20 protein-coding genes are annotated in these 25,489 nt (G+C 32.4%); 14 read left to right on the top strand and 6 right to left on the bottom strand.

Annotated elements, in window-relative coordinates:
• Nucleotides 1–700 precede the first annotated feature (700 nt).
• The 5 genes from IUY40_RS01625 to IUY40_RS01605 all read left to right on the top strand — a co-directional run bounded on the left by IUY40_RS01625 (nucleotide 701) and on the right by IUY40_RS01605 (nucleotide 10,324).
• Complete coding sequence (locus IUY40_RS01625; RefSeq protein WP_195735141.1) at nucleotides 701–3,775, top strand: TonB-dependent receptor; 3,075 nt, start codon at nucleotides 701–703, stop codon at nucleotides 3,773–3,775.
• A gap of 11 nt (nucleotides 3,776–3,786) precedes the next feature.
• Nucleotides 3,787–5,484 carry a RagB/SusD family nutrient uptake outer membrane protein gene (locus IUY40_RS01620; protein ID WP_195735140.1) on the top strand — a complete coding sequence of 566 codons (1,698 nt, stop codon included), beginning with the start codon at nucleotides 3,787–3,789 and terminating at the stop codon, nucleotides 5,482–5,484.
• A 138-nt stretch (nucleotides 5,485–5,622) separates the two neighbouring features.
• Nucleotides 5,623–6,921: a DUF3472 domain-containing protein gene (locus tag IUY40_RS01615; RefSeq protein WP_195735139.1), complete on the top strand. Its 1,299-nt coding sequence runs from the start codon at nucleotides 5,623–5,625 to the stop codon at nucleotides 6,919–6,921.
• A gap of 61 nt (nucleotides 6,922–6,982) precedes the next feature.
• Nucleotides 6,983–8,362, top strand: a complete 1,380-nt coding sequence (locus IUY40_RS01610) for a Gfo/Idh/MocA family oxidoreductase (protein WP_195735138.1) — start codon at nucleotides 6,983–6,985, stop codon at nucleotides 8,360–8,362.
• A gap of 102 nt (nucleotides 8,363–8,464) precedes the next feature.
• Complete coding sequence (locus IUY40_RS01605) at nucleotides 8,465–10,324, top strand: beta-galactosidase family protein (RefSeq protein WP_195735137.1); 1,860 nt, start codon at nucleotides 8,465–8,467, stop codon at nucleotides 10,322–10,324.
• 176 nt (nucleotides 10,325–10,500) lie between these two features.
• Here IUY40_RS01605 and IUY40_RS01600 read toward each other — a convergent pair whose 3' ends face one another.
• From IUY40_RS01600 to IUY40_RS01575, 6 genes are all read right to left on the bottom strand, one after another.
• On the bottom strand, nucleotides 10,501–10,902 hold the full coding sequence (locus IUY40_RS01600) for an OsmC family protein (protein ID WP_195735136.1): 402 nt from the start codon (nucleotides 10,900–10,902) through the stop codon (nucleotides 10,501–10,503).
• On the bottom strand, nucleotides 10,902–12,932 hold the full coding sequence (locus IUY40_RS01595) for a LysM peptidoglycan-binding domain-containing protein (protein WP_195735135.1): 2,031 nt from the start codon (nucleotides 12,930–12,932) through the stop codon (nucleotides 10,902–10,904). The genes IUY40_RS01600 and IUY40_RS01595 overlap by 1 nt, the downstream gene beginning before the upstream one ends.
• A gap of 586 nt (nucleotides 12,933–13,518) precedes the next feature.
• Nucleotides 13,519–13,686, bottom strand: coding sequence for a LysM domain-containing protein (locus IUY40_RS01590; protein WP_195735134.1), 168 nt, complete (start codon nucleotides 13,684–13,686; stop codon nucleotides 13,519–13,521).
• 61 nt (nucleotides 13,687–13,747) lie between these two features.
• Nucleotides 13,748–15,277, bottom strand: coding sequence for a glutamine-hydrolyzing GMP synthase (gene guaA / locus IUY40_RS01585; protein ID WP_195735133.1), 1,530 nt, complete (start codon nucleotides 15,275–15,277; stop codon nucleotides 13,748–13,750).
• 183 nt (nucleotides 15,278–15,460) lie between these two features.
• Nucleotides 15,461–16,180, bottom strand: coding sequence for a hypothetical protein (locus tag IUY40_RS01580; RefSeq protein WP_195735132.1), 720 nt, complete (start codon nucleotides 16,178–16,180; stop codon nucleotides 15,461–15,463).
• A 229-nt stretch (nucleotides 16,181–16,409) separates the two neighbouring features.
• Nucleotides 16,410–16,829 carry a hypothetical protein gene (locus IUY40_RS01575; protein WP_195735131.1) on the bottom strand — a complete coding sequence of 140 codons (420 nt, stop codon included), beginning with the start codon at nucleotides 16,827–16,829 and terminating at the stop codon, nucleotides 16,410–16,412.
• A 610-nt stretch (nucleotides 16,830–17,439) separates the two neighbouring features.
• Between IUY40_RS01575 and IUY40_RS01570 the strand changes: the two genes are divergently transcribed.
• From IUY40_RS01570 to IUY40_RS01530, 9 genes are all read left to right on the top strand, one after another.
• Complete coding sequence (locus IUY40_RS01570; protein WP_195735130.1) at nucleotides 17,440–18,360, top strand: J domain-containing protein; 921 nt, start codon at nucleotides 17,440–17,442, stop codon at nucleotides 18,358–18,360.
• Complete coding sequence (locus IUY40_RS01565) at nucleotides 18,353–18,658, top strand: chaperone modulator CbpM (RefSeq protein ID WP_195735129.1); 306 nt, start codon at nucleotides 18,353–18,355, stop codon at nucleotides 18,656–18,658. Before IUY40_RS01570 ends, IUY40_RS01565 begins: the two co-directional genes overlap by 8 nt.
• A gap of 222 nt (nucleotides 18,659–18,880) precedes the next feature.
• The gene (locus IUY40_RS01560; RefSeq protein WP_195735128.1) at nucleotides 18,881–19,432 is read left to right on the top strand and encodes a hypothetical protein; all 552 of its coding nucleotides are present in this window, start codon (nucleotides 18,881–18,883) and stop codon (nucleotides 19,430–19,432) included.
• Nucleotides 19,433–19,489: 57 nt separating this feature from the next.
• Nucleotides 19,490–20,410, top strand: coding sequence for a phytanoyl-CoA dioxygenase family protein (locus tag IUY40_RS01555; protein WP_195735127.1), 921 nt, complete (start codon nucleotides 19,490–19,492; stop codon nucleotides 20,408–20,410).
• A 345-nt stretch (nucleotides 20,411–20,755) separates the two neighbouring features.
• On the top strand, nucleotides 20,756–21,142 hold the full coding sequence (locus IUY40_RS01550; protein ID WP_195735126.1) for a RidA family protein: 387 nt from the start codon (nucleotides 20,756–20,758) through the stop codon (nucleotides 21,140–21,142).
• A 178-nt stretch (nucleotides 21,143–21,320) separates the two neighbouring features.
• The gene (locus IUY40_RS01545; RefSeq protein ID WP_195735125.1) at nucleotides 21,321–22,547 is read left to right on the top strand and encodes a voltage-gated chloride channel family protein; all 1,227 of its coding nucleotides are present in this window, start codon (nucleotides 21,321–21,323) and stop codon (nucleotides 22,545–22,547) included.
• 172 nt (nucleotides 22,548–22,719) lie between these two features.
• Nucleotides 22,720–23,724 carry a bifunctional oligoribonuclease/PAP phosphatase NrnA gene (locus IUY40_RS01540; protein WP_195735124.1) on the top strand — a complete coding sequence of 335 codons (1,005 nt, stop codon included), beginning with the start codon at nucleotides 22,720–22,722 and terminating at the stop codon, nucleotides 23,722–23,724.
• Nucleotides 23,725–23,729: 5 nt separating this feature from the next.
• Entirely contained in the window at nucleotides 23,730–24,368 is a 639-nt protein-coding gene (gene gldI, locus IUY40_RS01535; protein WP_195735123.1) for a gliding motility-associated peptidyl-prolyl isomerase GldI, read from the top strand.
• Nucleotides 24,369–24,392: 24 nt separating this feature from the next.
• Nucleotides 24,393–25,487: a peptidylprolyl isomerase gene (locus tag IUY40_RS01530; protein WP_195735122.1), complete on the top strand. Its 1,095-nt coding sequence runs from the start codon at nucleotides 24,393–24,395 to the stop codon at nucleotides 25,485–25,487.
• The last annotated feature ends 2 nt before the right edge of the window (nucleotides 25,488–25,489 follow it).

Below are 25,489 nucleotides of genomic sequence, written 5' to 3'. Positions count from 1 at the left end.
TATTTTAAAATCGCTTTTTATTTCTAATATCCCCATTTGATTTTATAAAATTAGCACAAATTTAAGTAATCACCCCCTTCAAATAACTTCCAATATTTGAAGGGATTCATGAGCCTCAATTCAACCCAAAAAAACATTAAAACTTCAATTTAAAAGGCCGTTATTGGTACTATATTATTGTTTTATTAACAGTCCTATTTTAAATACATCTACTATTCAATTGAAATGTTTTATATAAAATTCATAACTTTTTTAGTAATATTTTTATTTATTTCCTCATCTAATAATAATTACCTGCAAAATTCCTGTTTTTCCATGAACGCTAGACTTCCTTTTTTTTAATAATAAACTAGAATTTTATTACTAAAAAAACATTTTCAATAAAAAAAATGTGCTCGAGAACACAAATATTGTGTGTTCGAGCACATTTTTTGTGTTTTTCCTTGTTTAATAAAAATTTAATATATAGTTTCGTCATATCTAAAAAAAATAAAGCACAATTTATGTTAAAAAAACGCGACTGAATAAATAAGAAAAAACATATGTTTTCAGATTTTAAAATTGAGTTTTTCAGCTAATTAATATTAGAAAAGCATAGCATAAATATTTCATTTAAGGAGCTTCCTTAAATCAATTATAATAAAAATGAATACCAGTTAACACAACAAAAAAATTATTAACCAAACCCATTTTTAAGAGTATGAATTTATTAATTAAACAAAAACCTAGAAGTTTTCGGTTAAGCACCCCTTCTAGAAAGAAAATTAAATTGACAATTCTTTCATTGTTTGCTTTGACTTTTCAAATTTCAACAGCTACTTCATCAAAAGAAGTAAATACAAATAGAGTTGATTTATCATTAGTGCAAAAAATTGTTAAGGGCAAAGTAACTGATGCCTCTGGACTACCTCTTCCTGGAGTAAATGTCTTAATTAAAGGAACTAGCATTGGAGTACAAACAGATTACAATGGTGAATTTGCCATTGAGGTAGCAGATACCCAGACTATATTGGTTATTTCTTATATGGGAATGCAAGAACAAGAAGTAACGATTGGAAAAGGGCCTATCGTTGTTGCTTTAAAAGAAGCTGGAGAAGTAATGGACGAAGTAGTTATCGTTGGTTACAGCAAAATTAAAAAAGAGAGCCTTACTGGAGCTTTACAAACCTTAGACAATAAAAAACTTACTGATATTACCACTCCATCTGTAGAGAATTTATTAGCTGGTAAAGCAACTGGAGTTTATGTAAGTTCAGGAAACGGACAGCCTGGAGATGCTGGTAAAATCGTTATTCGTGGAAAAACTACAGTTAACGGAAGCACTGACCCTTTATGGGTTATCGATGGTGTGATTGTAGGAAGTAGCTCTGGAAATATGAATCCAGCCGATATCGAAACCTTGACAGTACTTAAAGATGCTGCATCTACCGCTGTGTATGGATCTCAAGGGGCAAACGGGGTTATCATTGTTACTACAAAGAGTGGAAAATCTGGTAAGGCAACCATTAATGCCTCTATAAAAACTGCTGCAACAACTGTAAACACAGGAAATTTTGATATTATGAATGGTCAGGAATTATATGATTTGTATGATTCTTTTCCTAACAAACAAGATTTTAGTAATGCTTGGTGGTGGACTCCTGAATTAAGAAATAAAAATTACGACTGGTGGAAAAATGCTACAAAAACTGGTATTGCAAGAGATTTTAACTTATCAATTAACGGTGGTAGTGATGTATTCAAAAGCTATGTCTCTCTTGGTATATATGACGAAACTGGTGCTATAAAAGGATATGATTATACCCGTTATAACTTACTTCTTAAATTTAGCTATAAAGTAAACAATTGGCTAACAATACGCCCTCAAGCAAATATCACACGTACAGAAACTGAAGACAAACAGCATTCTGTAGGTGCTATGTATGGTAATATGCCTTGGGATAACCCATATCTTCCTGATGGAACTTTGGTAGGTAACCAACCAAATCCTACTTGGGTAAATACAACTGGTTCTAACTATTTGTATGACTTACAATGGAATTATGGAGAATCTGAACGATACAGTGTTAGAACTAATTTAGACTTTGATGCTAAAATTAATAGTTGGTTATCATTCACTTCTACAAATAACTATACATTCTCAAATTACAACTCAATGACCTACATAGATCCAAGATCTTCTGAGGGGTTATCAGTAAAAGGAAGAATTACAGATGAAACTACTAGTAATAATCGTTTTTATACCAGTCAATTATTCAAATTCAACAAATCATTTGGAGCACATGCTGTAAACGCAATTGCAGGATACGAATGGAATGAATATAATGGCAAAAGCACTGAAGGAGTTTCAACAGGAATACCTCCTGGGTTTATTGTTGCAGATGCAGCTACTGTTCCCGAAAAAGTTAAAGGAAACAGATCGCAATGGGCTGTTCAATCTTTGTTTACCAACATTAATTACACTTATGATGAGCGATACATGGCACAATTTTCTATACGCCGTGATGGGGCTTCTAATTTTGGAGAAAATGCAAGATATGGTAATTTCTTTTCTATTAGTGGTGGTTGGAACATTCATAAAGAAAAGTTCTTTAAGGCTGATTTCATCAATAACTTAAAACTTAGAGCAAGTTATGGTTCAGTAGGAAACAGACCAAATGGTTTATACCTGCACTTACCTTTATACTCTGTATCTTCTGGTTATAATGAGAACCCAGGTGCTCTTATTTCTCAAATAGGAAACCCTGATTTAAGCTGGGAAAAAACATTTACAACTGGTGTTGGTTTAGACATTAGCCTTTTAAACAGAATTAATATAACATTAGACTATTACGACAAAGATACTTCTGGTTTATTATACGAGGTACCTTTACCTGGAGTAATCGGAGTAACCAGTATCTGGAGAAATGTTGGTTCTGTAAACAACAAAGGTTTTGAGGCATCTGTAAATGTAGATATTATTAAAAATGAAAACTGGAGATGGAATGTAGATGCCAATATTGGTTTAAACAAAAACAAAGTAACCAGTCTTTACGGAACAAAACAACAGATTATTGTAGGTGACGGAACTGGTATTTCTGGTTCAGCAAACAAACTATTAACACCTGGTAAAGATGTTGATACTTGGTATCTTACAGAGTGGGCTGGTGTAAATCCTGATAATGGAAAACCAGAATGGTTTACAACCAATGCAGCTGGGGAACGTGTTAAAACGTCTGACTATGGTGAAGCTTCAAAAAATCAAATTGCTATCGATGCCTATACTCCATCTTATTACGGAGGATTTTCTACTAGTTTAAATTATAAAAATTTCGATTTTGGAGCAACATTCAGTTATTCTGTAGGTGGTAAAATTTATAACTATGCTCGTGCAGAATTTGATTCGGATGGAGCTTATACCGATCGTAACCAAATGAATCTTCAAAAAGGATGGAGCCGTTGGGAAAAACCAGGCGATATTGCTACACACCCACAAGCTTCTTACAATAATAATAGTAACTCAAATAAAGCATCATCTCGTTTCTTAGAAGATGGATCATACTTAAAAATGAGAAGTGTATCATTTGGATATAATTTATCTATTGAACGTTTGAATATTTCTAACCTAAGAATATTTGTATCAGGGGAAAACTTGTTTACAATAACAAATTTCTCAGGTGTTGATCCTGAGATACCTCCATTTGAAAGAGGTGGTGTAAGAACAATAACAGGAGTTTCAACCTCTGTATATCCTCAAACACGCAGATTTGTATTAGGTTTTAATCTTACTCTTTAAAAAACAAAACCATGAAAAAAATATTCATATTATTTATTACTCTTAGTTTTCTATCTTCATGTGAACTGGAGCGAGAACCATTTGGCTCATATACAAAAGATAAAATCATGCAGGATAAAGAAGCTGCTGTCGAAGTACTTCTTAACGGGTGTTATGCTCAGCTTAAAGGCTGGTCGGATGTAATGCATCGTGTAGGTGAATATCCAGGAGATAACATCATGATTAGAGGAACCTCTACAGATGCATTCTACACCTTTATTTCTTATCAGCATAGCCCAGTTAATGATAGATTATCTACTTTCTGGAATAATAGTTATAAAGTGATTTCACAATCAAGTGACTTGATGAAAATGATTTCTGAAGGAGAAAGTCCAAAAATGGATCAACAATTAGGAGAAGCTTATTACTTAAGAGGAATGGTTTATTTTTATTTAGTTAAAACGTATGGTAGACCTTATGCACAATCTCCAGAAACTAATTTGGGTGTGCCAATTGTTAACGGATTACCTGAAGATATTGCCAACATCAACCTACCAGATAGAGCTACTGTAAAAGCAACTTATGAGCAAGCAATTAGCGATCTTAAAAAAGGGGAAGCCTTAATGAATGAAAGCAGAACTGCAGCTTATGCAACCAAAGAAGCTGCGCAAGCAATGCTTTCCAGAGTATATTTATACATGAGTGGAACTTATGAATCACCTAATCAACAATACGCTGATTTATCTATTGAGTATGCAAATAAAGTAATTAATAGCGGTCGTTATAATTTACTTAGCAGAGCCGATTTTATGAAATATAACACTTTTGCACCTGATGCAAGCGGACAAACAGAAACTATTTTTGCTGTTAAACGTGTCGCTTCAGAGTACTCAGGTTTTGATCATTATTATGGTATTGGTGGTATGTACGCTAATATACAAGGACAAGGTTGGGGAGAAATGTATGCAAGTGCAAAATACTTAGATCTTTTACGTAAATCTGGTCTAAAGAAAGATGCAAGATGGGCTTTTATCGATCCTCAATATGCATTGGATGCTGCTAACAATAAAACAGAAGCTTTCCGCTTCATTGTAGATGCTTTTAATGCTGCAGGAGCACAAACTGGCTATAACTATATACAACAACCTCTTAAGACAAATTCTAACGGTTCATATTATATAACAATCGCAAATACAGATTACAATCTTACCGTAGTAAATGCTGCCGAAAATAACTATTCGATAAATTATGCTGGAAAAACGTATGTAGGAGAAAAAGATTATATGATGTTGTTAAATCGTGTATATCCTATGTACTACGTTACAAAATGTTCTTTACAAGACAATAGCTCTCACCTACACTCGCCTATTATTTCAAGATTAGCCGAAATGTATTTGAATATGGCTGAAGCGTATGCTAAAAAAGGAGATTATCAAAATGCGCTTAAAAATTTAAATATCGTTAGAGAAAGATCAATTATAGGAGGCGGATATACTTCTTTAACTAGTACAAATGCAGTACAACTTATTGATGAAGAACGTCAGCTGGAACTTGCTTTTGAAGCACAACGTGGATATGATGTATACAGAAACGGACAAACAATGACGCGCCGTTACCCTGGACCTCATACACCAATGGTAGATTATCCAGCAACAAGTCCAAGAGTAGTGCAATATATTCCTCAATCGGAAATAAATGCATATCCTGGAACTTTAACTCAAAATCCATAAGTAGGATTTTGAAAAAACTAATTTTGAGTTTTATGGTTAGTTAGTAAATAAGGCTCTCTTTAGAATTCCTCCTTAGATAATTAAGGAGGATTCTGGAGAAGTTAAACGCAAAAACAATAATAGCTAAAATCAGGCTAAATGAAATATTATAAAATTATTTTTTCTTTCCTTACATTGTTATTTATAGGTACAAATGTATTGGCACAAGATTCTAAAAACGAAATTCATTTGCCTCTTGGCGGAAATGCTTTTAGTTCTTACAATCTTGAAAGTAATAACACTATAACCGATAACGGAATAGAAAACTGGACCAATCCTAAAGAATACTTCACTGTTTATTTTAGGGTTTCAACTCCAGGATTGATTAAAATATCAACAGATGAATTTGTAGATGTTCAAGGGAAATCTACAGTAGAATTTGGCATTAACAAAGAATTTAAAAAAATCGAATTTGACGAAGACAACAAAAGACCAATTGTAATAAACGAATGGAAAATTATTGACACAGGATATGTTGCTTTAAAAATAAAAGGGATTAGTAAAACACAAAGTAACTTCCCTTCTATTTCTAAATTAATCATTAGCGGGTCAGCACTCCAAGGAAAAACTGCTTTTGTACCTAATAATGATGACAACTTTTTTCATTGGGGACGAAGAGGTCCTTCAGTTCATTTAAATTATGAAGTACCCGAAAAAGTAAACGTTCAATGGTATTATAACGAAATTACCGTTCCTGTAAACGAAGACAAAATAGGTTCTTATTATATGGCAAACGGCTTTGGCGAAGGTTATTTTGGAATTCAAGTAAATTCCGAAACTGAGCGTCGCGTATTGTTTTCTGTCTGGAGCCCTTTTGTTACAGATGATCCAAAAAGCATTCCTGAATCACATAAAATTAAAATGCTTAAAAAAGGAGAAAATGTACAAACTGGTGAATTTGGAAACGAAGGATCTGGTGGGCAAAGTTATTTAAGATACAACTGGAAAGCTGGAAGCACCTATAAATTCCTGCTTAACGGAGTTCCTCAAAATGATAACTCAACCACATACACCGCATACTTTTATGCACCAGAATTAAACAAATGGATGCTAATTGCAAGTTTTAACCGTCCGAAAACCAATACTTACTTAAAAAGATTTCATTCTTTCCTAGAGAATTTCGTACCACAACAAGGAAATAAATCTCGTAAAGTTTTATTTAATAATCAATGGTATTGCGATGATAAAGGCATTTGGACCGAAATAGATTCAGCTATTTTTACAGTAGATAATACAGGAAGAAAAGGATATCGAATGGATTATTCTGGTGGCGTCGAAAAAGGACACTTCTTTTTAAAAGATGGTGGTTTCTTTAACAAATACACTAAAGCCAAAACTAAATTTACAAAACCATTAAAGCATAATAAGCCAAGTATAAATTTTAGTACTTTGCCATAAAAAAACACTAAGACAATCCCAAAATAGATTGCCCACAATTTTAAATTAAAATTAATTCAACATGAAAACTAGTATCTTTAAATTTATTCTGATATCCTGCCTCTTCTTAGGATATGCGACTTCTTCAGCCCAAATGATTAAGACACCTACCCCTGCTCGTGCCAAAGGACAAAAAGATGTTTTACGTTTAGCCACAGCACCAATTCCAAACGTTCGTGTTGCTTTTATCGGACTCGGAATGCGCGGTCCGGGAGCAGTAGAACGTATGACACATATTCCTGGAGTAGAGATTGTTGCATTATGCGACATGACACAAGAGAACACTGCAAAAGCAAATGAAATACTAACAAAACAAGGGCTTCCTAAAGCACAGGAGTTTTATGGAGATGAAAATGCTTGGAAAAAAGTTACAGCGTTACCAAATGTAGACCTAGTATATATTGCAACCGATTGGAAACATCATGCTAATATTGGTGCTCAAGCTATGAAAGATGGTAAACACGTAGCAATAGAAGTTCCGGGTGCAATGACTATGAAAGAAATTTGGGATCTTATAGATACTTCCGAAAAAACGCGTAAACACTGTATGATGCTAGAAAACTGTGTGTATGATTTCTTCGAACTTACTACATTAAACATGGCTCAACAAGGTTTATTTGGAGAGATACTTCATGCTGAAGGCTCTTATATTCACGGTCTTCAACCATTTTGGGGAGAATACTGGAATAACTGGCGTATGGATTACAATAAAAAACACCGTGGAGATATTTATGCAACGCATGGTATGGGGCCAGCTTGTCAAGCATTAAACATTCACCGTGGTGACAAGATGAACTACCTAGTTTCTATGGATACAAAAGCAGTAGGAAACCCAGCTTACATTAAAGAAAAATCAGGTGTCGACGTTAAAGATTTCAGAAACGGAGACCATACCATGACTATGATTCGTACAGAAAATGGCAAAACAATCCAAATTCAACATGATGTAACATCTCCACGTCCGTACAGCCGTATGTATCAACTTAGTGGAACTAAAGGATTTGCTAATAAATATCCAGTAGAAGGGTATGCATTAGATGCTAAATCAATTAGCTCAGATATTAAACCAGATCATGAAAACCTAAGTGCACACAAATTCATGCCAGAAGATGTCAAAAAAGCATTAATGGAAAAATACAAGCACCCAATTGTAGTAGGAATCGAAGAAAAAGCAAAACAAGTAGGTGGGCACGGTGGAATGGATTTCATCATGGATTACCGTTTGATTCACTGTTTACAAAACGGATTACCTCTTGATATGGATGTATACGATCTTGCTGAATGGTCTTGCTTAGGTCCATTAACAGAAATTTCATTGGATAACAATTCAAGTCCAGTAGAAATTCCAGATTTCACACGTGGTGGTTGGAACAAATTAAAAGGTTTAGAATTTTCTAAATAAAATAAAATTTTGAAGTTAGTTAAATTGCATCAAGAGGGCACCATCATAAAGTGCCCTCTTTTTGTTATACACAATAAATTATAATCTTTAATTAAATTAAAAATGAAAAAAGTTTATTTAGCCTTCCTCTTTTCTTTCATTACACTCTCTCCTTTATTAGCACAGCAAAAACAAACTTTTGCTATAAGCGATGGAAACTTTTTACTAAATAACAAACCAGTACAAATACATTCGGGAGAGATGCATTATTCTCGGATTCCACAACCTTATTGGCGCCATCGTCTAAAAATGATGAAAGCAATGGGATTAAATGCAGTTGCTACTTATGTATTCTGGAACTATCATGAAACATCTCCCGGAGTTTGGGACTTTAAAACAGGAAATAAAAACTTAGCCGAGTATATAAAAATAGCGCAAGAAGAAGGCTTGTTTGTAATCTTACGCCCAGGACCTTATGTATGTGCCGAATGGGAATTTGGCGGTTATCCGTGGTTCTTACAAAATGTTCCTAATATGGTAATTCGTGGTTACAACAACGAATATTTGGCTGCGACCAAAGCCTATTTTACCGAATTGTACAATCAGGTTAAGGATTTGCAAATTACCAAAGGCGGACCAATAATCATGGTACAAGGCGAGAACGAATTTGGTTCTTATGTTGCTCAACGCAAAGATATTCCTTTAGAAGAGCATAAAAAATATAGTGCAGCCGTATTTCAACAATTAAAAGATATTGGTTTTGAAGTTCCTTTCTTTACATCTGATGGGAGTTGGTTATTTGAAGGTGGTGCATTACCTGGTGCATTACCAACTGCAAATGGCGAAAGTGATATCACAAAATTAAAGGCAGTAGTTAATCAATTTAATAATAACCAAGGTCCTTATATGGTCGCTGAATTTTATCCTGGCTGGTTGGATCATTGGGCAGAACCATTCCCTACTCAAAAGCCAGAACAAACCGTACGTCAGACCAAAAAATATCTAGATAATCAAGTTTCTTTTAATTATTATATGGTACACGGAGGAACAAATTTCGGTTTTACTTCGGGGGCTAATTATGATAAAGAACACGACATTCAGCCCGATATGACTTCGTATGATTACGATGCACCAATTAGCGAAGCAGGTTGGGCAACACCAAAATACAATGCTTTAAGAGAATTATTAAAAACAAATGAAACTCCTGCTATTCCTGCTCAAATAACAGTAATTACCATTCCTAATATAAAACTAACAAAAGCAGTAGATTTAGCTGATTTAAAGTCTAAAATCGCTCCTGTAATAGAAGATAATCCACAAACATTTGAACAATTAAATCAAGGTGATGGTTATGTTTGGTACAGTAAGAAATTTACTCAGCCTATTAGCGGAAAATTACAACTGAATGGATTACGCGATTATGCAATAATATATGTAAATGGAAAAAAAGTAGCCGAATTAAATCGTTATTATAAAAAATACGATTGCGAAATCGAAATCCCATTTAATGCAACATTAGATATTGTTGTAGAAAATATGGGACGCATTAATTATGGTTCACAAATCAATGCTAATAATAAAGGAATTATAAGTCCTGTTATTATAAATGGCGAAACTATTACAGGTGATTGGGAAATGTATAAATTGCCAATGACTATAGAACCTGATTTAACGCTTTATAAAAATTCAGCAAAAGCCAACCGACCTACTTTATACCAAGGTACTTTTAACCTTAGCAAAACCGGAGATACATTTCTAGATATGCGTGATTGGGGAAAAGGAATTGTATTTATAAACGGAATCAATATTGGTCGTTATTGGAGTGTTGGCCCACAACAAACATTGTACTTACCGGGATGTTGGCTTAAAAAAGGCAAAAATAATATTGTGATTTTTGAGCAAAAAAATGAAGTAATACAAAAAGAAGTAAAAACCATCCTCACTCCTATTCTTGAAGATTTAAGACCGGAGAAGGGACAATAAAACAAAAAAGCCATCGAAGAATATTCTTCGATGGCTTTTTAAATTATAAAATTAAATCATAACCTCAATATAATATACTATTTTGAATTTAGACAAAACAGTAATATATTGATTTTATTCATTTTAATTAAAAGCTTACCCCTTTTAACTTTATGACTTTTAAATATGCAACTTATTTACTTCCAGTTAAAAGTAATTCTCTTTTCGATTTCAGGATGTAAACTGAGGAAAACCGGACAAGTCATTGCAGCTCTTTCTAAGATCGTTTTACTTTTTTCATCGTCTGTTCCTTTCATCTCAAAAACAATCTCGATTGCTCCTATTCTTCTCGGCTCAGCACTCATGACTTTAGTAACATCAGCAGTAGAGTTAGTAATATTAAGATTCATATCACGGGCTTTAATTCCCATAATAGTCATCATGCAACTTGCTAAAGCATTTGCAACAGTATCAGTTGGAGAAAAAGCTTCCCCTTTTCCGTTGTTATCTAATGGTGCATCAGATATGATTTCATTTCCTGATTGCACATGTATTGATTTAGTTCTTAAATCCCCTAAATAGGTTACTTTTGATGTCATTAGTTCGCTTCTTTTATTGTTAAATCACTATCGTAATACAAGATATAAACACCTCTATTGGCATATCCTCCATCTTCTTTTTTATAAAATTGAAATTTATTATCTATTTGTTCCGTTGCGATTTCATTTGCAGTTTCCTCATAAGTTTTCCCTTGAGACAATCGCATCATAGTATCAAAAGTAACATCAAAACCTCTGGTAGCATATGTATTTGGATTAATTTTGTTTTTGATTCTATACTCTTTTTCAAAAATAAGTGCTTCTGGAGATTCATTCTCACGAGATACTGATGGATACATTAATTTCAACTTAGTTAGACTTTCAAACCTAACTTCGTCTGTGTCCAATGTACTATTTGGTTCTAGAATTACCAACTGTACCTGATATGTAGACATAGAACTTAATAACACTTTAATTGTAGCATTAACCATGGCAGTATTTGCAGTTTCCATTACTACATAATTCATTCTATTAGGTACAAACTGAATCTTTAAACCTGCTGGATTAAAATCTCCTGCTTCAGTAACTGGTGCAAAAATTACTCCTTTTTGATTTTGCTGAATATATTGTCTTATAGATTCTTTTTTCTTATCAACTACTGCAATTATGTTACCTCCTTTAGAACGCATATAATCAAACATTACATTTTTTAAAAGATCATTAGATGGAATTGTCTGATATAAATTATCAAAAGGATTCCCTTGATCTTTAGACAAAGGAGAAATTACTGGTACGTTATTTTCTTTTAATAAGCTCGCTGTTGTCTCGGCATTACTTTGATAAAATGGTCCGATAACTGCATTAGTTTCTTGCAATCTGTTATTTTGAATAATAGCAGCTACATTTGATCCGTTTTTGGTTTCCTGCGAATCAAAAATCGAAACATCTATTGGTAACCCAAGAACTTTAGCTGAATCTATTGCCATTAGTGCTCCTGAATAGAAATCCAAAGTCATACTTAAAAACTTATCTTTCTTCAAACGATTAGCAGTGCCTGTTGTGTCATTTTGAATTTTAGATAAATTAAAAGGCAATAATAATGCTATTTTTTTACGATCATTAGATCCTCTTTTTTTAGATAAAGTAACAATCTCTTTTACTTCTTCTTTAATTTCTGGTCTCGTTTCCGTTTTAATTTCTGCTGTAGACATAATCCCGGCTGGAACTTTTAAAATCATCCCTTCCTGAACTCCTCCTGATAAAATAGGGTTCAATTTTATTAATTCATCTTGTGACAAACCAAATGTTCTAGACAAACTATATAATGTTTCTTTTGGTTTTACCTGATAATCCACATATGATACTTTCTTAGAAGTTTCTATTACTGGAGTTTTTACTTCATTTTTAGCAGCAGTAGTTGTAGTCGCTATAGTTTTTGGAGCGGTACCTTTTATAGTTAAACGGTATCCTTCTGGTAAATTAGAAATAACTTCTGGATTACGTTTTTCTAGTTCCTCAATTGTGATTCTGTATTGTTTTGCAATCGAATATTTAGTTTCTTTTGCCAAAACATCATGGTAAACATATTGATCTTGTTTAGCAGGAATTAATTTTGTAGCTAGTATTGTTTTTGAATCTTTTGTTGTTCCTTTAGCACTATTATTACCTGAAGGAATAACAAGAGTTTGCCCTATTTGCAAACCATCTTTCTCAAGAAATGGATTGGCTTTCTTTAGAGCTTCATCTGAAATATTATACTTTTTTTCAATACCAAAAAGCGTTTCTTTGGCTACTACATCATGTGTAATTGTACCATTTGATTTTTTAGGAGTAACTGTAGTTGCTGTAGATTTTTCTGAACTAGTTGCTTTTCCTGAGTTGTTTGGAATTAACAAAACGCTATCCAACTTCAAACCTCTTTGAGCGTCTGGGTTAAGTTTATAAATATCATAAGGAGTCACCTTATATTTTTGAGCAATCTGGTTAATTGTCTCTCCCTTGGTAACAGTATGTTTACTAATTTTATCCTGCGAAAAAACAGAATAAGACATCAAAAAAACAGTTGTAATTAGTATTGAAATGTATTTCATAATAAGATAAAAAATTTTAAACAAGATAGTATTTCTATATAAAATAAGATTCCACAAGCTTGTTAATTATTTGCTAATGTATAATTCTAATTTATCAATACTCCAATTTTTACAAAGTGGTGTATTTTCTTTTTGTTTGTATTTATATCAAGCTTTTTCTATATTTTCAAAACTCTCAACATAAACATAATACGACTGACTTTTTACGTTATAGAAAAAACTGGCATTAAAATCACCTGAGCCAATTAGTTTCATAATAAACAGATCTCTAAGCACAGCGTGTAAAGATACCTAAAATCAAATAATATACATTAGGAACTACTTTTAGGTTATCAAAAATTCAACCTTACCTTCTTCATTATTATAAAGAGGATCTTCTTTTATTTTTTGTTTAATTTTATAATACTAAATTTTCCCTAAAGAAAGACTTTCTGTTTTCGGCTAATTAATTTTTAAGCTGAGAAGATAGTTCCTTTGTTTTGGCAATACTTTCGTAAGATTGTTTTTCTAATCGTTTGGATTCTTTCTCCTTTATTAGAGAATGTACGGAAATCTAAATAGTCTGACTATCCTCTAATCTGCTTTACTATTCGGGGTTTAACTTGTAAATCTCTTCTAAGAAAACATTATATTTCTGGGCAATAAAATAAGTCGTTTTACCTTTTTGAATTTTGTGTTCAATAATTGATTCTTGTGCAGCTATTTTTTTAAACGACAAAATGAAGACAATAGAAATCATCAAAAGTTCTCTCATAAATAGTAGGTTCAAAAAATTAAGGCATTACAAATGTAATGCCTTAATTTTTAAATAATACTTATTCCCACTCAATTGTTGCAGGTGGTTTTGAGCTGATATCGTAAACTACACGATTCACCCCTTTTACTTTATTTATAATATCATTAGAAACTTTCATTAAGAAATCATAAGGTAAATGTACCCAGTCAGCAGTCATACCATCAGTAGATTCTACAGCTCTAAGCGCTACTACTTTTTCGTAAGTACGCTCATCACCCATTACTCCAACGCTATTTACAGGAAGCAAAATTGCCCCTGCTTGCCATACTTTGTCGTACAATCCCCAAGATTTTAATCCGTCAATAAATACGGCATCAACATCTTGTAAAATTTGTACTTTCTCAGGAGTAATATCTCCAAGAATTCTAATTGATAATCCTGGTCCCGGAAAAGGATGTCTTCCTAATAACTCTGGATCTATTCCTAAAGAGGCACCTACTCTACGTACTTCATCTTTAAAAAGCATACGAAGTGGCTCTACAATTTTCAATTTCATATAATCTGGTAATCCACCTACATTATGGTGTGACTTAATAGTTGCAGAAGGTCCTTTTACAGAAACCGACTCAATAACATCAGGATAAATAGTTCCTTGCGCCAACCATTTTACATCTTCAATAAGATGTGATTCATCATCAAAAACTTCTATAAATACACGCCCAATAGTTTTACGTTTGGTTTCTGGATCACTAATTCCTGCCAATTGAGACAAAAAACGATCTCCAGCATCTACTCCTTTTACGTTCAATCCCATTCCTTTGTATTGATCCAATACGTTTTGGAATTCGTTTTTACGAAGTAAACCGTTATTTACAAATATACAGTATAGGTTTTTACCAATTGCTTGGTGTAATAATACAGCTGCTACAGTCGAATCTACTCCACCAGACAATCCCAAAACTACTTTATCATTACCTAATTTATCCTTTAATTCTCCCACCATTTCTTCTACAAAAGCATTTGGTGTAAAAGTTTGAGGAACTTCAGCAATTTTCACTAAAAAGTTCTCCAACATTTTTGAACCATCTGTAGAATGGAAAACCTCAGGGTGATATTGGATACCATAAGTAGTTTCCCCTTCTATTTTGTAAGCAGCAAATTCTACGTCGTGCGTACTTGCTAGTTTTACTCCATTTGTAGGCAAAGCTTTGATACTATCACTATGACTCATCCAAACTTGACTATTTTCAGAAACTCCTTCTAAGAAAACTTCGTCCTCTTTAATATAAGTTAAATTGGCTCTACCATATTCTCTAGTGTTTGAAGCAGCTACTTCTCCTCCGCTAAAATGGGCTAGGTATTGTGCTCCGTAACAAACTGCCAACATTGGTAGTTTACCACGAATTTGAGATAAATCAGGATGTGGAGCATCTTCTGCACGAACAGAAAAGGGGCTTCCTCCTAAAATTACTGCTTTATAACTTGATAAATCACTCGGAAAATGATTATAAGGGAAGATTTCGCAGAATATATTTAATTCGCGAACTCTACGCGCAATAAGCTGAGTATATTGCGATCCGAAATCTAAAATAAGTACGTTGTGTTGCATGCGCAAAAATACTTTTTATATTCCGAATTGAAAAATTGAATTTTAATTTTTTTTTAAGCTCAAATCCTCTAGTCTTCTAATGCACTGATTATCTATCTTTTTTTGAGTAAAAAAAGATAGATACCTATATAATACTGAGTCTTTGCAACTTTGAACCTCTGTTGCTCTGAACCTTAAAGAAACCTAATCTTCCTTAGTAACAACTACTGACGCTTTAAAACCTGCTGCAAGATTATTCCAATAATCGTGAACAATCACATTTTTACGATCATCCAATATTTGTATTTCGGCAGTATTACCTCCAAGAGTACCTATATTCAGCGCTTCAAATTCCATTTTATTAAAGCCCTTATCCAAAATAATTTTAATATCTCTATAATTACTATCTAAAAATATTTCAGATTGAATAACCTTATCATTTGATGTTACTTTTACCAAATCCCCATCAATGGCTCCAAAATCTCTAAGTCTAATAATAAAGTACTCCGCTTTAGTTTTAAAATCACCAAATGAAATATTTTGTTTAAGCAAAGCCCCTCTCCCTTCTTTTAATCCTTGATCTTTTAGTGTTTTATCTAAATCTTTTTCCATTCCCGGTATGAATCTGTCTCCTGGATTTGCAAATTCATTCGAAGGAATCATTGAAAAACTATCTTTTTTACCTATTTGATACGAAGAATTTAATTGCGATTGTACAGGAGCGATACTTGTACTATTAAAAACATTTGGTGCCTTTATACCAGGTATTTCCATTGGTGGAATAATTGTTCCGGGTGGCGGAGTCTTCTTAGGTTTAATACCAAAATTCGTTGGAGGAATTGGTTTAAACTTAGGTGCAAATTCTACTTGAGCTGATGCAGAAAGAGTGGTAATTAATAGTATAAAAAATAAAAGCTGTTTCATTCGGATATAATATTATGGAATCAATTTTTAGATTTTTTTAAAATCATAGAGATATAGCAAAAATAGCATAATTAAATTGTGCGCTACAACTTTAAGAGATTTATAACAATATATTAGGCTAATTTTTGGAAACAAAAAACCTGCAAAAATCTAAATAAAAAAAATCCAAACAGCTTTTACACTAATTTGGATTTTAAAATTCCATCTGTTAAATTTTCAATAAAAAAATCTATTGCTTTTCAATTACTGCAGTAAGAGTTGTAAGATCAATTGTTTTTGTCTTATTAAATTCCAAATAGGTAAAATCAGCCTTTGTAATACCTGCATCAATGTAATCAAGACCCCCAACATCTTGAAATATTGTACCATCCGTAGCTTTTACAGTAAACCTAATATTAAAATTTCCCTGATTATAATTATTGTATGAAGTATTTGTAATGTTTTTTATATCGTAAGATATCCTCACACTGTCATCGTTTAATTTTGTTTCAGTAATTGTTAAAGCAAAATCAGCTGGATTAAAGGTATTGCTAGTTGGTCCTACATGATCATCATCACTGCTACTTGAGCTACAATTTACCAATAAGATTGACATACTCAACAAAAGGACTAGACTAAAGGTTGATTTTAAAAAAGATAATTTTCTCATAATTATAAAATATTATTGTTATTATTTTCTTCATCATATTTTAACAGCCCTAAAGAATAGGCAGTATTACATGTTATTCTACTTACAAATATAGAGTATATTCTATAATTCAAAAAACCATTTGTAAGATTTACTTTAAAAATAAATAATTATAAATATATCTTACAATATTTAATAAAAAATAATAATTTTTTTATGATTATAAAACATCATTGTTATTTTTATCATCTTAATGAATAAATTATACATTACCTCACTTACAACTATAGAACATATACTATATTAAAAAAAAACTGTAAGATTAACCTTAAAACAGATACTAATTAGGATTATATTTTACTATCATTATTTTAAAATAAATATGACTGTCCTTAATACGCACCAAAAAAAACAGAATTCACAGATTAACAAAGATTTTATCCCGTCCCGATCCCGAAGTTTCGGGATCGGGACTATTAAAGAAATCTGCGAAAATCTTTCGAATCTGTAGCAAATTTTATTGCTCAGGTATTAGCAACGGAGAATCATATAAAAAACATACTATTTTGATAATTAATAACTTATTCATAACTTCAATGTTTTAATTTACCTTTATTAAAAGCTCAAAAAAATGGATTATATCGACTATTATAAAACATTAGGAATTACGAAATCTGCCACTGAAGCCGAAATCAAAAAAGCATATCGAAAATTAGCTCGTAAATACCATCCCGATTTAAATCCGAATGATAAAGAAGCTGAAACAAAATTCAAAGAAATAAACGAAGCAAATGAAGTTTTAAGCAATCCCGAAAATCGAAAAAAATACGATAAATACGGTAAAGACTGGAAACATGCTGAGGAATTTGAAAAAGCAGGATATAATCCTAACCAGCAACAATCTTCCAGACAACAACAAAGTGGTCAGGATTATTCTGGTTTTGGCGGAGGTGATTTTTCAGGAAGTGATTTTTCTGAATTTTTCAATTCTATGTACGGCTCTGGTGGAAGAAGTTCCAAAAGTCAGGCTAAATACAGGGGACAAGATTTTAATGCCGAATTGCAATTAGATCTGGCTTCGGCTTATACTACTCACAAACAAAATCTAACCGTTAATGGCAAGAATATCCGAATTACAATTCCTGCTGGTGTAGAAAACGGACAAATTATAAAGATTCCCGAACATGGTGGACCAGGAGCCAATGGTGGACCTAACGGCGATTTATATATTACGTTTGTAATTGCAAACGATTCTGATTTTAAAAGAGAAGGGAACAATCTGTATGCCGATGTTGACCTTGATTTATATACAGCAATTTTAGGAGGTGAAGTTCTTGTAAATACGTTTGACGGAAAAGTTAAAGTTAAAGTTCCTGCTGAAACTCAACCCGGAACCAAAGTTAAATTAAAAGGAAAAGGATTTCCTATATATAAAAAAGACAATCAGTTTGGGGATTTATACATTACTTATACTATAAAAACACCAACCAAATTATCTCAAAAAGAAAAAGAATTATTCAAAGAATTATCTAAAATAAGAAATCATGAATAGCAAAAACCTAATCCAAATAAAACAATTTTGTCTATATCACGAAATTGAGGATACCTTTATATCTAATCTAAATAATTATGGCTTAATAGAAATTATCATTCTTGAAGAAGAAAAATATCTACAGCCAGAACAATTACCTTCTATTGAAAAAATGATACGATTGCATTATGATCTCAAAATTAACTTAGAGGGAATTGATGCTATTAGCCATTTATTAAATAAAATCGAAGTCCTACAAAAAAACCTAACTGCTACACAAAATAAACTTCGCCTTTTTGAACAACATCAAATTGAGTAATTATATTATAACGTCTTTAAAAAAACCAGATTGTAGCAGATATTTTAAAACATTACTCAATACCAAAAAACTGTAATACAAACAAATAAAATATTTTATAATACAAAAACACACATAATCAAAATAGGTATTTATACGTAACAGCTATATTTTTAAATCAGTTATTTTTGGGTTATGTCTTTTTTAAAAATTTTAGCCAAAACCTTCCTAAAAAAATGTTGCATGAAAATAAATATTATTCCAGCAATTGATGTTAAATTAAATAATAATGTTTTAAAAAACAATCCTCTTATCACAATTCCTACTGGATTAAAACCTGCATATGATTTTACAAAAGGAGATACAGTATCTGCAATTTCTGTAAAATTAAATAATGGTAAAATTAAATTGTCATCATCAATTGCCAAAGTATCTTTTAGTATTGATCTTAAAACTCAAAGTCAATCTAAGAAAGTAATTTATATTCTTGTTCCCAGCAATGATATTCCTTATTTTGTTTGTGATATGAACCTTCCTTTTTTACTTCCAAATGGAAAATACACAAGAGCTGATAAACTACTTCCAGGGCAAAAGATTGTTGACAAAAACGGAAAGCCCCTACTAATAGAAGACCTTTCGATAAAGAATCATAAAGGTGGTCTACATCATATTTCAACAAATTCTAAATGGGACAACTCTCCTAATGGCCACTTATTACTTGCAAATGGCATTGTAGTAGGTGATTTTACATTACAAGTCTATTTTGATCAGATACCACTTGAAATGATACAATAAAACACCTATAAACTAACTCTCCTTTTATTTTTCAAAACTACATCTACATTTAAAACTATGCCTTGGAATATTCTTGAAAACCTATGGAACCGCACCTTAAATCCAAATAAGGTTGTTAATACTGATGGAAATTTAACTTGGAACAAAGAAATTGAAATACTATACCGATTAGGTATTAGCATAGAAGATACATTACAATATTTATATTTTGAAAAGCCCGATTTTGAAACTTTTAAAATTTGGGTAAATAAAAACAAAAAGGATACTCCTCTAGGAACCGAAGAGCTTACACAAAATGTGCTATCTAATGATGATCTCGAATTTTGGAATACAAATGGATATGTTATTATAAAAAATGCTATCCCAAAAGAAGATTGTGAGGATACACAACATGCTATTTGGAATTTCTTACAAATGGATCCAGAGATAAAAGAATCTTGGTATAAAAGCCATCAGGAACAAAAAGGACTAATGGTTAATTTTTCGGACCACGAAACATTAAATAGAAATAGGTTTTCTCCAAGAATAAAAAAGGCTTACGAACAACTATACAATACTACCGAGATACATAAAACAATCGACAAAGTAAGTTTTAATCCACCAGAAACTAACGACTCTTATTTTTTAGGTGGCTCGCTACATTGGGATGTTAGCCTAGACCAGCCAATTAGTTTTGGATTGCAAGGACTACTCTATCTAACTGATTGTGGTGCTCAAGACGGTGCTTTTCATTGTGTTCCTGGGTTTCATAAAAAAATAGATGCTTGGTTAAATAGCCTTAAATCAGATATAAACCCTAGAGAAGAAATACTCAAAATAACGCAACCTATACCTATAACCGCAAATGCTGGCGACTTTATAATATGGCAAAACACATTACCTCATTGTGCAAGTCCAAATAAAGGGACAACTCCAAGAATGGTACAGTACCTGACTTATTTTCCTAATGATTATAATTCTAACGAAAAATGGATATAAATTATAACCCTACCCTATAAAAACACTTTCATATTTGTGTTTAAAAATAGTTAATTAATTAGTCTGTAAATCTTATTTTACACGTATCTCGCATGAGGGATGGCAACAAAAAGCCCACAGCCTGACGAAGGAAGTGCGAGGACTTGTAGTGAACAGCCCGACCCGTAGGGGCATGCCCTACTATTTAAATTTTATCACAAAAACTGATTATTTACAAAGAATTATTTAGCACTATTTTACATTCTTTCTTGTCCATTTTTCATAAATTGCAACATATTAATCTAACTATGAATTACTTCTAAAAACCACTAAAAGCAATTCAAAAACACACAAAACAACCTTAGAATGAAAAGAGAAAATATCCTGACAGGATCACCTTGGGAAGACAAAATGGGCTATTGTCGTGCTGTTCGCATTGGTAATATAGTAGAAGTTTCGGGAACTGTTGCTATTGTTGATGGCGAAAAAGTTAAAGCCGATGATGCATATGCACAAACGTTGAATATCCTGGAAAGAGTAGAAAAAGTATTAGAGGACTTAGGAATTGGAATGAAAGACGTAATTAGAACACGTATTTTTACCACCGATATTTCGACTTTTGAATCTGTAGCAGGAGCACATGCTGCTTTTTTTAAAGACATAAAACCTACAACTGGTTTTTACGAGATTAGTAAACTTATAGCTCCGGAATACTTAGTAGAAATAGAGTTTACTGCTGTAATTGTAGAATAAAAATCAGCATTTTAATTATAACCATCAAACAAGAATTACACAAACCACCACTAATTCTGTTCCTTAAATTAATTTCACAAACTAAGTTAGATTTTAAAATTTGTGTGAATTCGTGCAATTTGTGTTCAAAACTGATTTATTATATTTGTACTCAAACAAATATTGTTACCCCTTTTTAATGAATTTAAAAACAAAAATACTTCTCGCTCTCAAATGGCTTTTCATTTGTATTTTGATAGGTGTTTTATCGGGCTCAGCTTCCGCATTTTTTTTAATTACTTTAGAGTTTGTTACCCAATACAGGATCCATCATGACTGGATTATTTGGCTCTTACCTATTGGTGGATTACTTGTAGGCTTTAGTTATTACTACTTAGGCAAAGATGTCGTAAAGGGTAATAATCTATTACTTGAAGAATACGAAAATCCTAAACAAGTTATTCCGTTAAAAATGGCTCCTTTAGTCTATTTTGGAACTATAATCACGCATTTATTTGGAGGTTCGGCTGGTCGCGAAGGCACTGCTGTACAAATGGGCGGCGCAATCGCTGACCAATTTACCCGAATCTTTAAACTCGATGATTCCGAAAGAAAAACCTTGATTATTTTAGGAATCAGTGCCGGTTTTGCTTCTGTTTTTGGAACACCATTAGCAGGGGCTATTTTTGCTCTTGAGGTCGTATATTTTAGTAAAATTAACTTAAAAAGCATTTTATTGTCTTTTATCGTGGCTTATGCAGCCTATTTTACTGTCGCTATTTGGCAGGTAAAACACACTCATTATAGTATTCCGCTTATTCCAGATATCACTTCAATAAACTTGTTTTATACTCTAATTTGTGGCGTATTATTTGGGTTTGCTGCTTTATTGTTCTCTAGAAGCACTCATTTTTGGAGCTCTTTATTTTCTAGAACTATTAAATATCCTCCTTTTCGTCCTTTTGTTGGCGGAATCATTCTATCAACTGCTATTGCTGGTTTTGGATTTTCAAAATTCTCAGGATTAGGCGTTCCAGTAATTATTGATTCATTTACAATTACTAATGCTTGGTATGATTTCTTGCTCAAAATTCTTTTTACTGGATTTACTTTAGGTGCAGGTTTTAAAGGCGGAGAAGTTACTCCATTATTTTTTGTAGGTGCTACTTTTGGTAGTGCTCTCTCGCTCATAATCCCTATGCCAATTGCTCTTCTTGCCGGAATGGGTTTTGTAGCCGTATTTTCTGGAGCAACCCATACTCCTATTGCTTGTACCGTTATGGGAATAGAACTCTTTGGTATTGAAAGCGGAGTTTTTATTGCCATTGCATGTATTATTGCCTACTTATCCTCAGGTTCTGTGGGGATTTACAAATCTCAAATTGTAAAAGGCCCTAAGTATGCTTTGTATCAAAAGTGGTTTTAGTTTAGTTTTTAGTTCCAGTACTCTTTTTTAGTATAAGTGAAGTATCAATTTTTAGCAAAAAGTAAATGAGAGTAAAAAACTGACACCTGCACTAAAAATCTAGAAGATATAAAAGCATGTTAATGTCTAAAATGTTTTCAAGTTTACAGTAAAAAAATGTAAATTCGCACACATGAAAATACAAGACATTCAAGCCATAAAGTTGTTATTAGCAACTCCAAAAAAAATTGCCATAATTCCACACCGAGGTCCCGATGGAGATGCCATGGGTTCAACCTTAGCTTTATACCACTTTTTATTAAAAAATAATCATGAGCCAATTGTAATTGCTCCAAATGATTTTCCTGATTTTCTTGCTTGGTTACCAGGTTCAGAAACTGTAAAAGTATTCGAAAAAGATATTGATAACTGCACTAAAATTCTCGAAGAAGCAGAACTAATTTTTACGCTAGATTTTAATGCTTTACATCGCACAGGCGAAATGGAACATACTTTAGCAAAGCTAAAAGGAACATTCATTATGATTGATCATCACCAAAAACCCGATGATTACTCTGCTTACACCTATTCTGATACTTCGTTTGGATCTACTTGTGAAATGGTTTATAATTTTATTTCATTCTTAGACAAAAAAGAAGATTTAGATAAAACTATTGCGACTTGCATTTATACAGGAATATTAACCGATTCAGGTTCTTTTCGTTTTCCTGGAACAACAGGAAACACACACCGTATTATTGCAGAACTTATTGATTTAGGTGTCGAAAACACTCAGATTCCAATTTTGCTTTTTGATAATAGTTCATACAGCCGTTTGCAATTACTTGGAAGAGCATTACAAAATATGAAAATTTTAGCTGAACATAAAACGTCATATACCTCATTAACTCAAGCCGAATTAGATGAATTTAATTATATAAAAGGAGATACTGAAGGAATCGTAAATTACGGTCTAAGTATGAAAGGCATTGTTTTTACAGCTATATTTATTGAAAACAAAGAGGAGAAAATTATTAAAATCTCTTTCCGTTCACAAGGAGGTTTCGATGTAAATGAATTTGCTAGAGCTCATTTTAATGGTGGAGGCCACAGCAATGCTGCAGGAGGAAAATCACTAGATTCGATGGAAGAAACTTTGAAAAAATTTGAAGATTTAGTAACTAAACTAAAAATATAACAACCATGAACTATCCCAAAATATTTGCTTCAGCTATTGTTCTAGCAGTTTTAGTTTCAAGCTGTAAACAACATGAAGATACCAGAAGACCCGTTTCTATTTCTTCAGGCACATTCATGAAAAAATCTATAGAACGAAATAAAAAACTTGTAGCTACAGAAGAACAACAGATTAAGGCTGTTATCAAAAACAATCCTAAAATAAAATATATTGCTTCTGCAAAAGGATACTGGTATGCTTACGAAAACCAAAACATTACAGATACAATAACTCCAAAAAAAGGAGATGTTGCTTTTTTCGACTATGAAATAAAAGACCTAAAAGGAAATATCATTTATAGCGAAATGGAGTTAAGACCTCAAACTTATTTTGTAGATAAACAAGAAATCATGATGGGATTACGTGATGGCATCAAATTAATGCACAAAAATGAAACTGTAACTTTCTTATTCCCATCCCATATGGCTTATGGTTATCATGGTGATGAAAAACGAATTGGAACTAATCAGTCATTAATATGTACTGTTACTTTACACAATTTTGTTCCAGAAACTGCCTATAGAAAACAAATGGAAGCAAGAGCATCAAAAACCGAAGTACCTAAACCTACAACACCTGCAATAAAGAAAGACTCATTAAATTAATAAAAAACAATTAATCTTTTAAAAATGAAAAAAAGCCTCATATTATTATTACTTGCAATTACAACACTTTATTCTTGTAAAGACGAGCATAGCAATTTACCTGATGGTTTATATGCCGAAATTGAAACCAACAAAGGAAACATCATTGTTGAATTAAATTATCAAAAAGCACCTATAACTGTAGCCAATTTTGTAACGCTTGCAGAAGGTAAAAATGAATTTATTGCCAATCCAGAATTAAAAAAGAAACCTTTTTTTGACGGATTAAAATTTCATAGAGTTATTGAAGATTTTATGATTCAAACTGGAGATCCATTAGGAACTGGCTCTGGAGATACTGGATATAAATTTAAAGATGAAATTAATGATTTAAAATTTGACAAAGGAGGCGTTTTGGCAATGGCTAATAATGGACCAGCTACAAATAGCAGTCAGTTTTTTATTACTCATGTTGAAACTCCTTGGTTAGAGGGTAAACACACTATTTTTGGTCACGTTGTAAACAAAGGAATAGAAATTGTAAACCAAATTAAACAAGATGATTACATCAAAAAAGTAACTATTATCAGAAACGGTGCAGCAGCTAAGAAATTTGATGCTATAAAAGTATTTCATGATTATTTTTCTGCAGAAGCAAAACAAAAAAGTGAATTTGAATCTAAATTCAAAGCTGTTCGTGATGAAAAAATAGCTTACTACGCTGATTTAAAATCAAAAGCAACAAAAACAAGTTCTGGATTAGAATTTGTAATTACTGAAAAAAATAAAGGCAAAAAACCCACTGCTGGAGCACAAGTATTTATAAATTATGCCGGTTTCCTAGAAGACGGAACGTTATTTGATACTTGTATCGAAAGTGTGGCGAAAACTTTTGGAAAATTTGATGCTGCTAGAGCCGAAGCAAGACAATACAATCCAATCCCTTTTCAAGCAGGTAGCAAAGAAGGTATGATTCCTGGTTTTATCGAAGGTATCGAACAACTTTCTATTGGAGATAAAGCAGTACTTTTCATTCCTTCGCACTTAGCTTATGGACAAGCTGGTGCCGGAGGTGTAATACCTCCAAATGCAAATATTATATTTGAAGTACAGTTGTTAGACAAAATGCCACAACAATAAAT

The sequence above is a fragment of the Flavobacterium sp. ALJ2 genome (genome assembly GCF_015594725.1).
Lineage (GTDB): Bacteria > Bacteroidota > Bacteroidia > Flavobacteriales > Flavobacteriaceae > Flavobacterium.
The sequence above is the reverse complement of the archived record's forward strand: the minus strand, read 5'-3'. Positions and strand labels throughout refer to the sequence as shown.

Coding starts and splice junctions, on each gene's coding strand:
- IUY40_RS01625 (WP_195735141.1), top strand. CDS start 701: ATGAATTTATTAATTAAACAAAAACCTAGAAGTTTTCGGTTAAGCACC.
- IUY40_RS01620 (WP_195735140.1), top strand. CDS start 3,787: ATGAAAAAAATATTCATATTATTTATTACTCTTAGTTTTCTATCTTCA.
- IUY40_RS01615 (WP_195735139.1), top strand. CDS start 5,623: ATGAAATATTATAAAATTATTTTTTCTTTCCTTACATTGTTATTTATA.
- IUY40_RS01610 (WP_195735138.1), top strand. CDS start 6,983: ATGAAAACTAGTATCTTTAAATTTATTCTGATATCCTGCCTCTTCTTA.
- IUY40_RS01605 (WP_195735137.1), top strand. CDS start 8,465: ATGAAAAAAGTTTATTTAGCCTTCCTCTTTTCTTTCATTACACTCTCT.
- IUY40_RS01600 (WP_195735136.1), bottom strand. CDS start 10,902: ATGACATCAAAAGTAACCTATTTAGGGGATTTAAGAACTAAATCAATA.
- IUY40_RS01595 (WP_195735135.1), bottom strand. CDS start 12,932: ATGAAATACATTTCAATACTAATTACAACTGTTTTTTTGATGTCTTAT.
- IUY40_RS01590 (WP_195735134.1), bottom strand. CDS start 13,686: ATGAGAGAACTTTTGATGATTTCTATTGTCTTCATTTTGTCGTTTAAA.
- guaA (WP_195735133.1), bottom strand. CDS start 15,277: ATGCAACACAACGTACTTATTTTAGATTTCGGATCGCAATATACTCAG.
- IUY40_RS01580 (WP_195735132.1), bottom strand. CDS start 16,180: ATGAAACAGCTTTTATTTTTTATACTATTAATTACCACTCTTTCTGCA.
- IUY40_RS01575 (WP_195735131.1), bottom strand. CDS start 16,829: ATGAGAAAATTATCTTTTTTAAAATCAACCTTTAGTCTAGTCCTTTTG.
- IUY40_RS01570 (WP_195735130.1), top strand. CDS start 17,440: ATGGATTATATCGACTATTATAAAACATTAGGAATTACGAAATCTGCC.
- IUY40_RS01565 (WP_195735129.1), top strand. CDS start 18,353: ATGAATAGCAAAAACCTAATCCAAATAAAACAATTTTGTCTATATCAC.
- IUY40_RS01560 (WP_195735128.1), top strand. CDS start 18,881: ATGAAAATAAATATTATTCCAGCAATTGATGTTAAATTAAATAATAAT.
- IUY40_RS01555 (WP_195735127.1), top strand. CDS start 19,490: ATGCCTTGGAATATTCTTGAAAACCTATGGAACCGCACCTTAAATCCA.
- IUY40_RS01550 (WP_195735126.1), top strand. CDS start 20,756: ATGAAAAGAGAAAATATCCTGACAGGATCACCTTGGGAAGACAAAATG.
- IUY40_RS01545 (WP_195735125.1), top strand. CDS start 21,321: ATGAATTTAAAAACAAAAATACTTCTCGCTCTCAAATGGCTTTTCATT.
- IUY40_RS01540 (WP_195735124.1), top strand. CDS start 22,720: ATGAAAATACAAGACATTCAAGCCATAAAGTTGTTATTAGCAACTCCA.
- gldI (WP_195735123.1), top strand. CDS start 23,730: ATGAACTATCCCAAAATATTTGCTTCAGCTATTGTTCTAGCAGTTTTA.
- IUY40_RS01530 (WP_195735122.1), top strand. CDS start 24,393: ATGAAAAAAAGCCTCATATTATTATTACTTGCAATTACAACACTTTAT.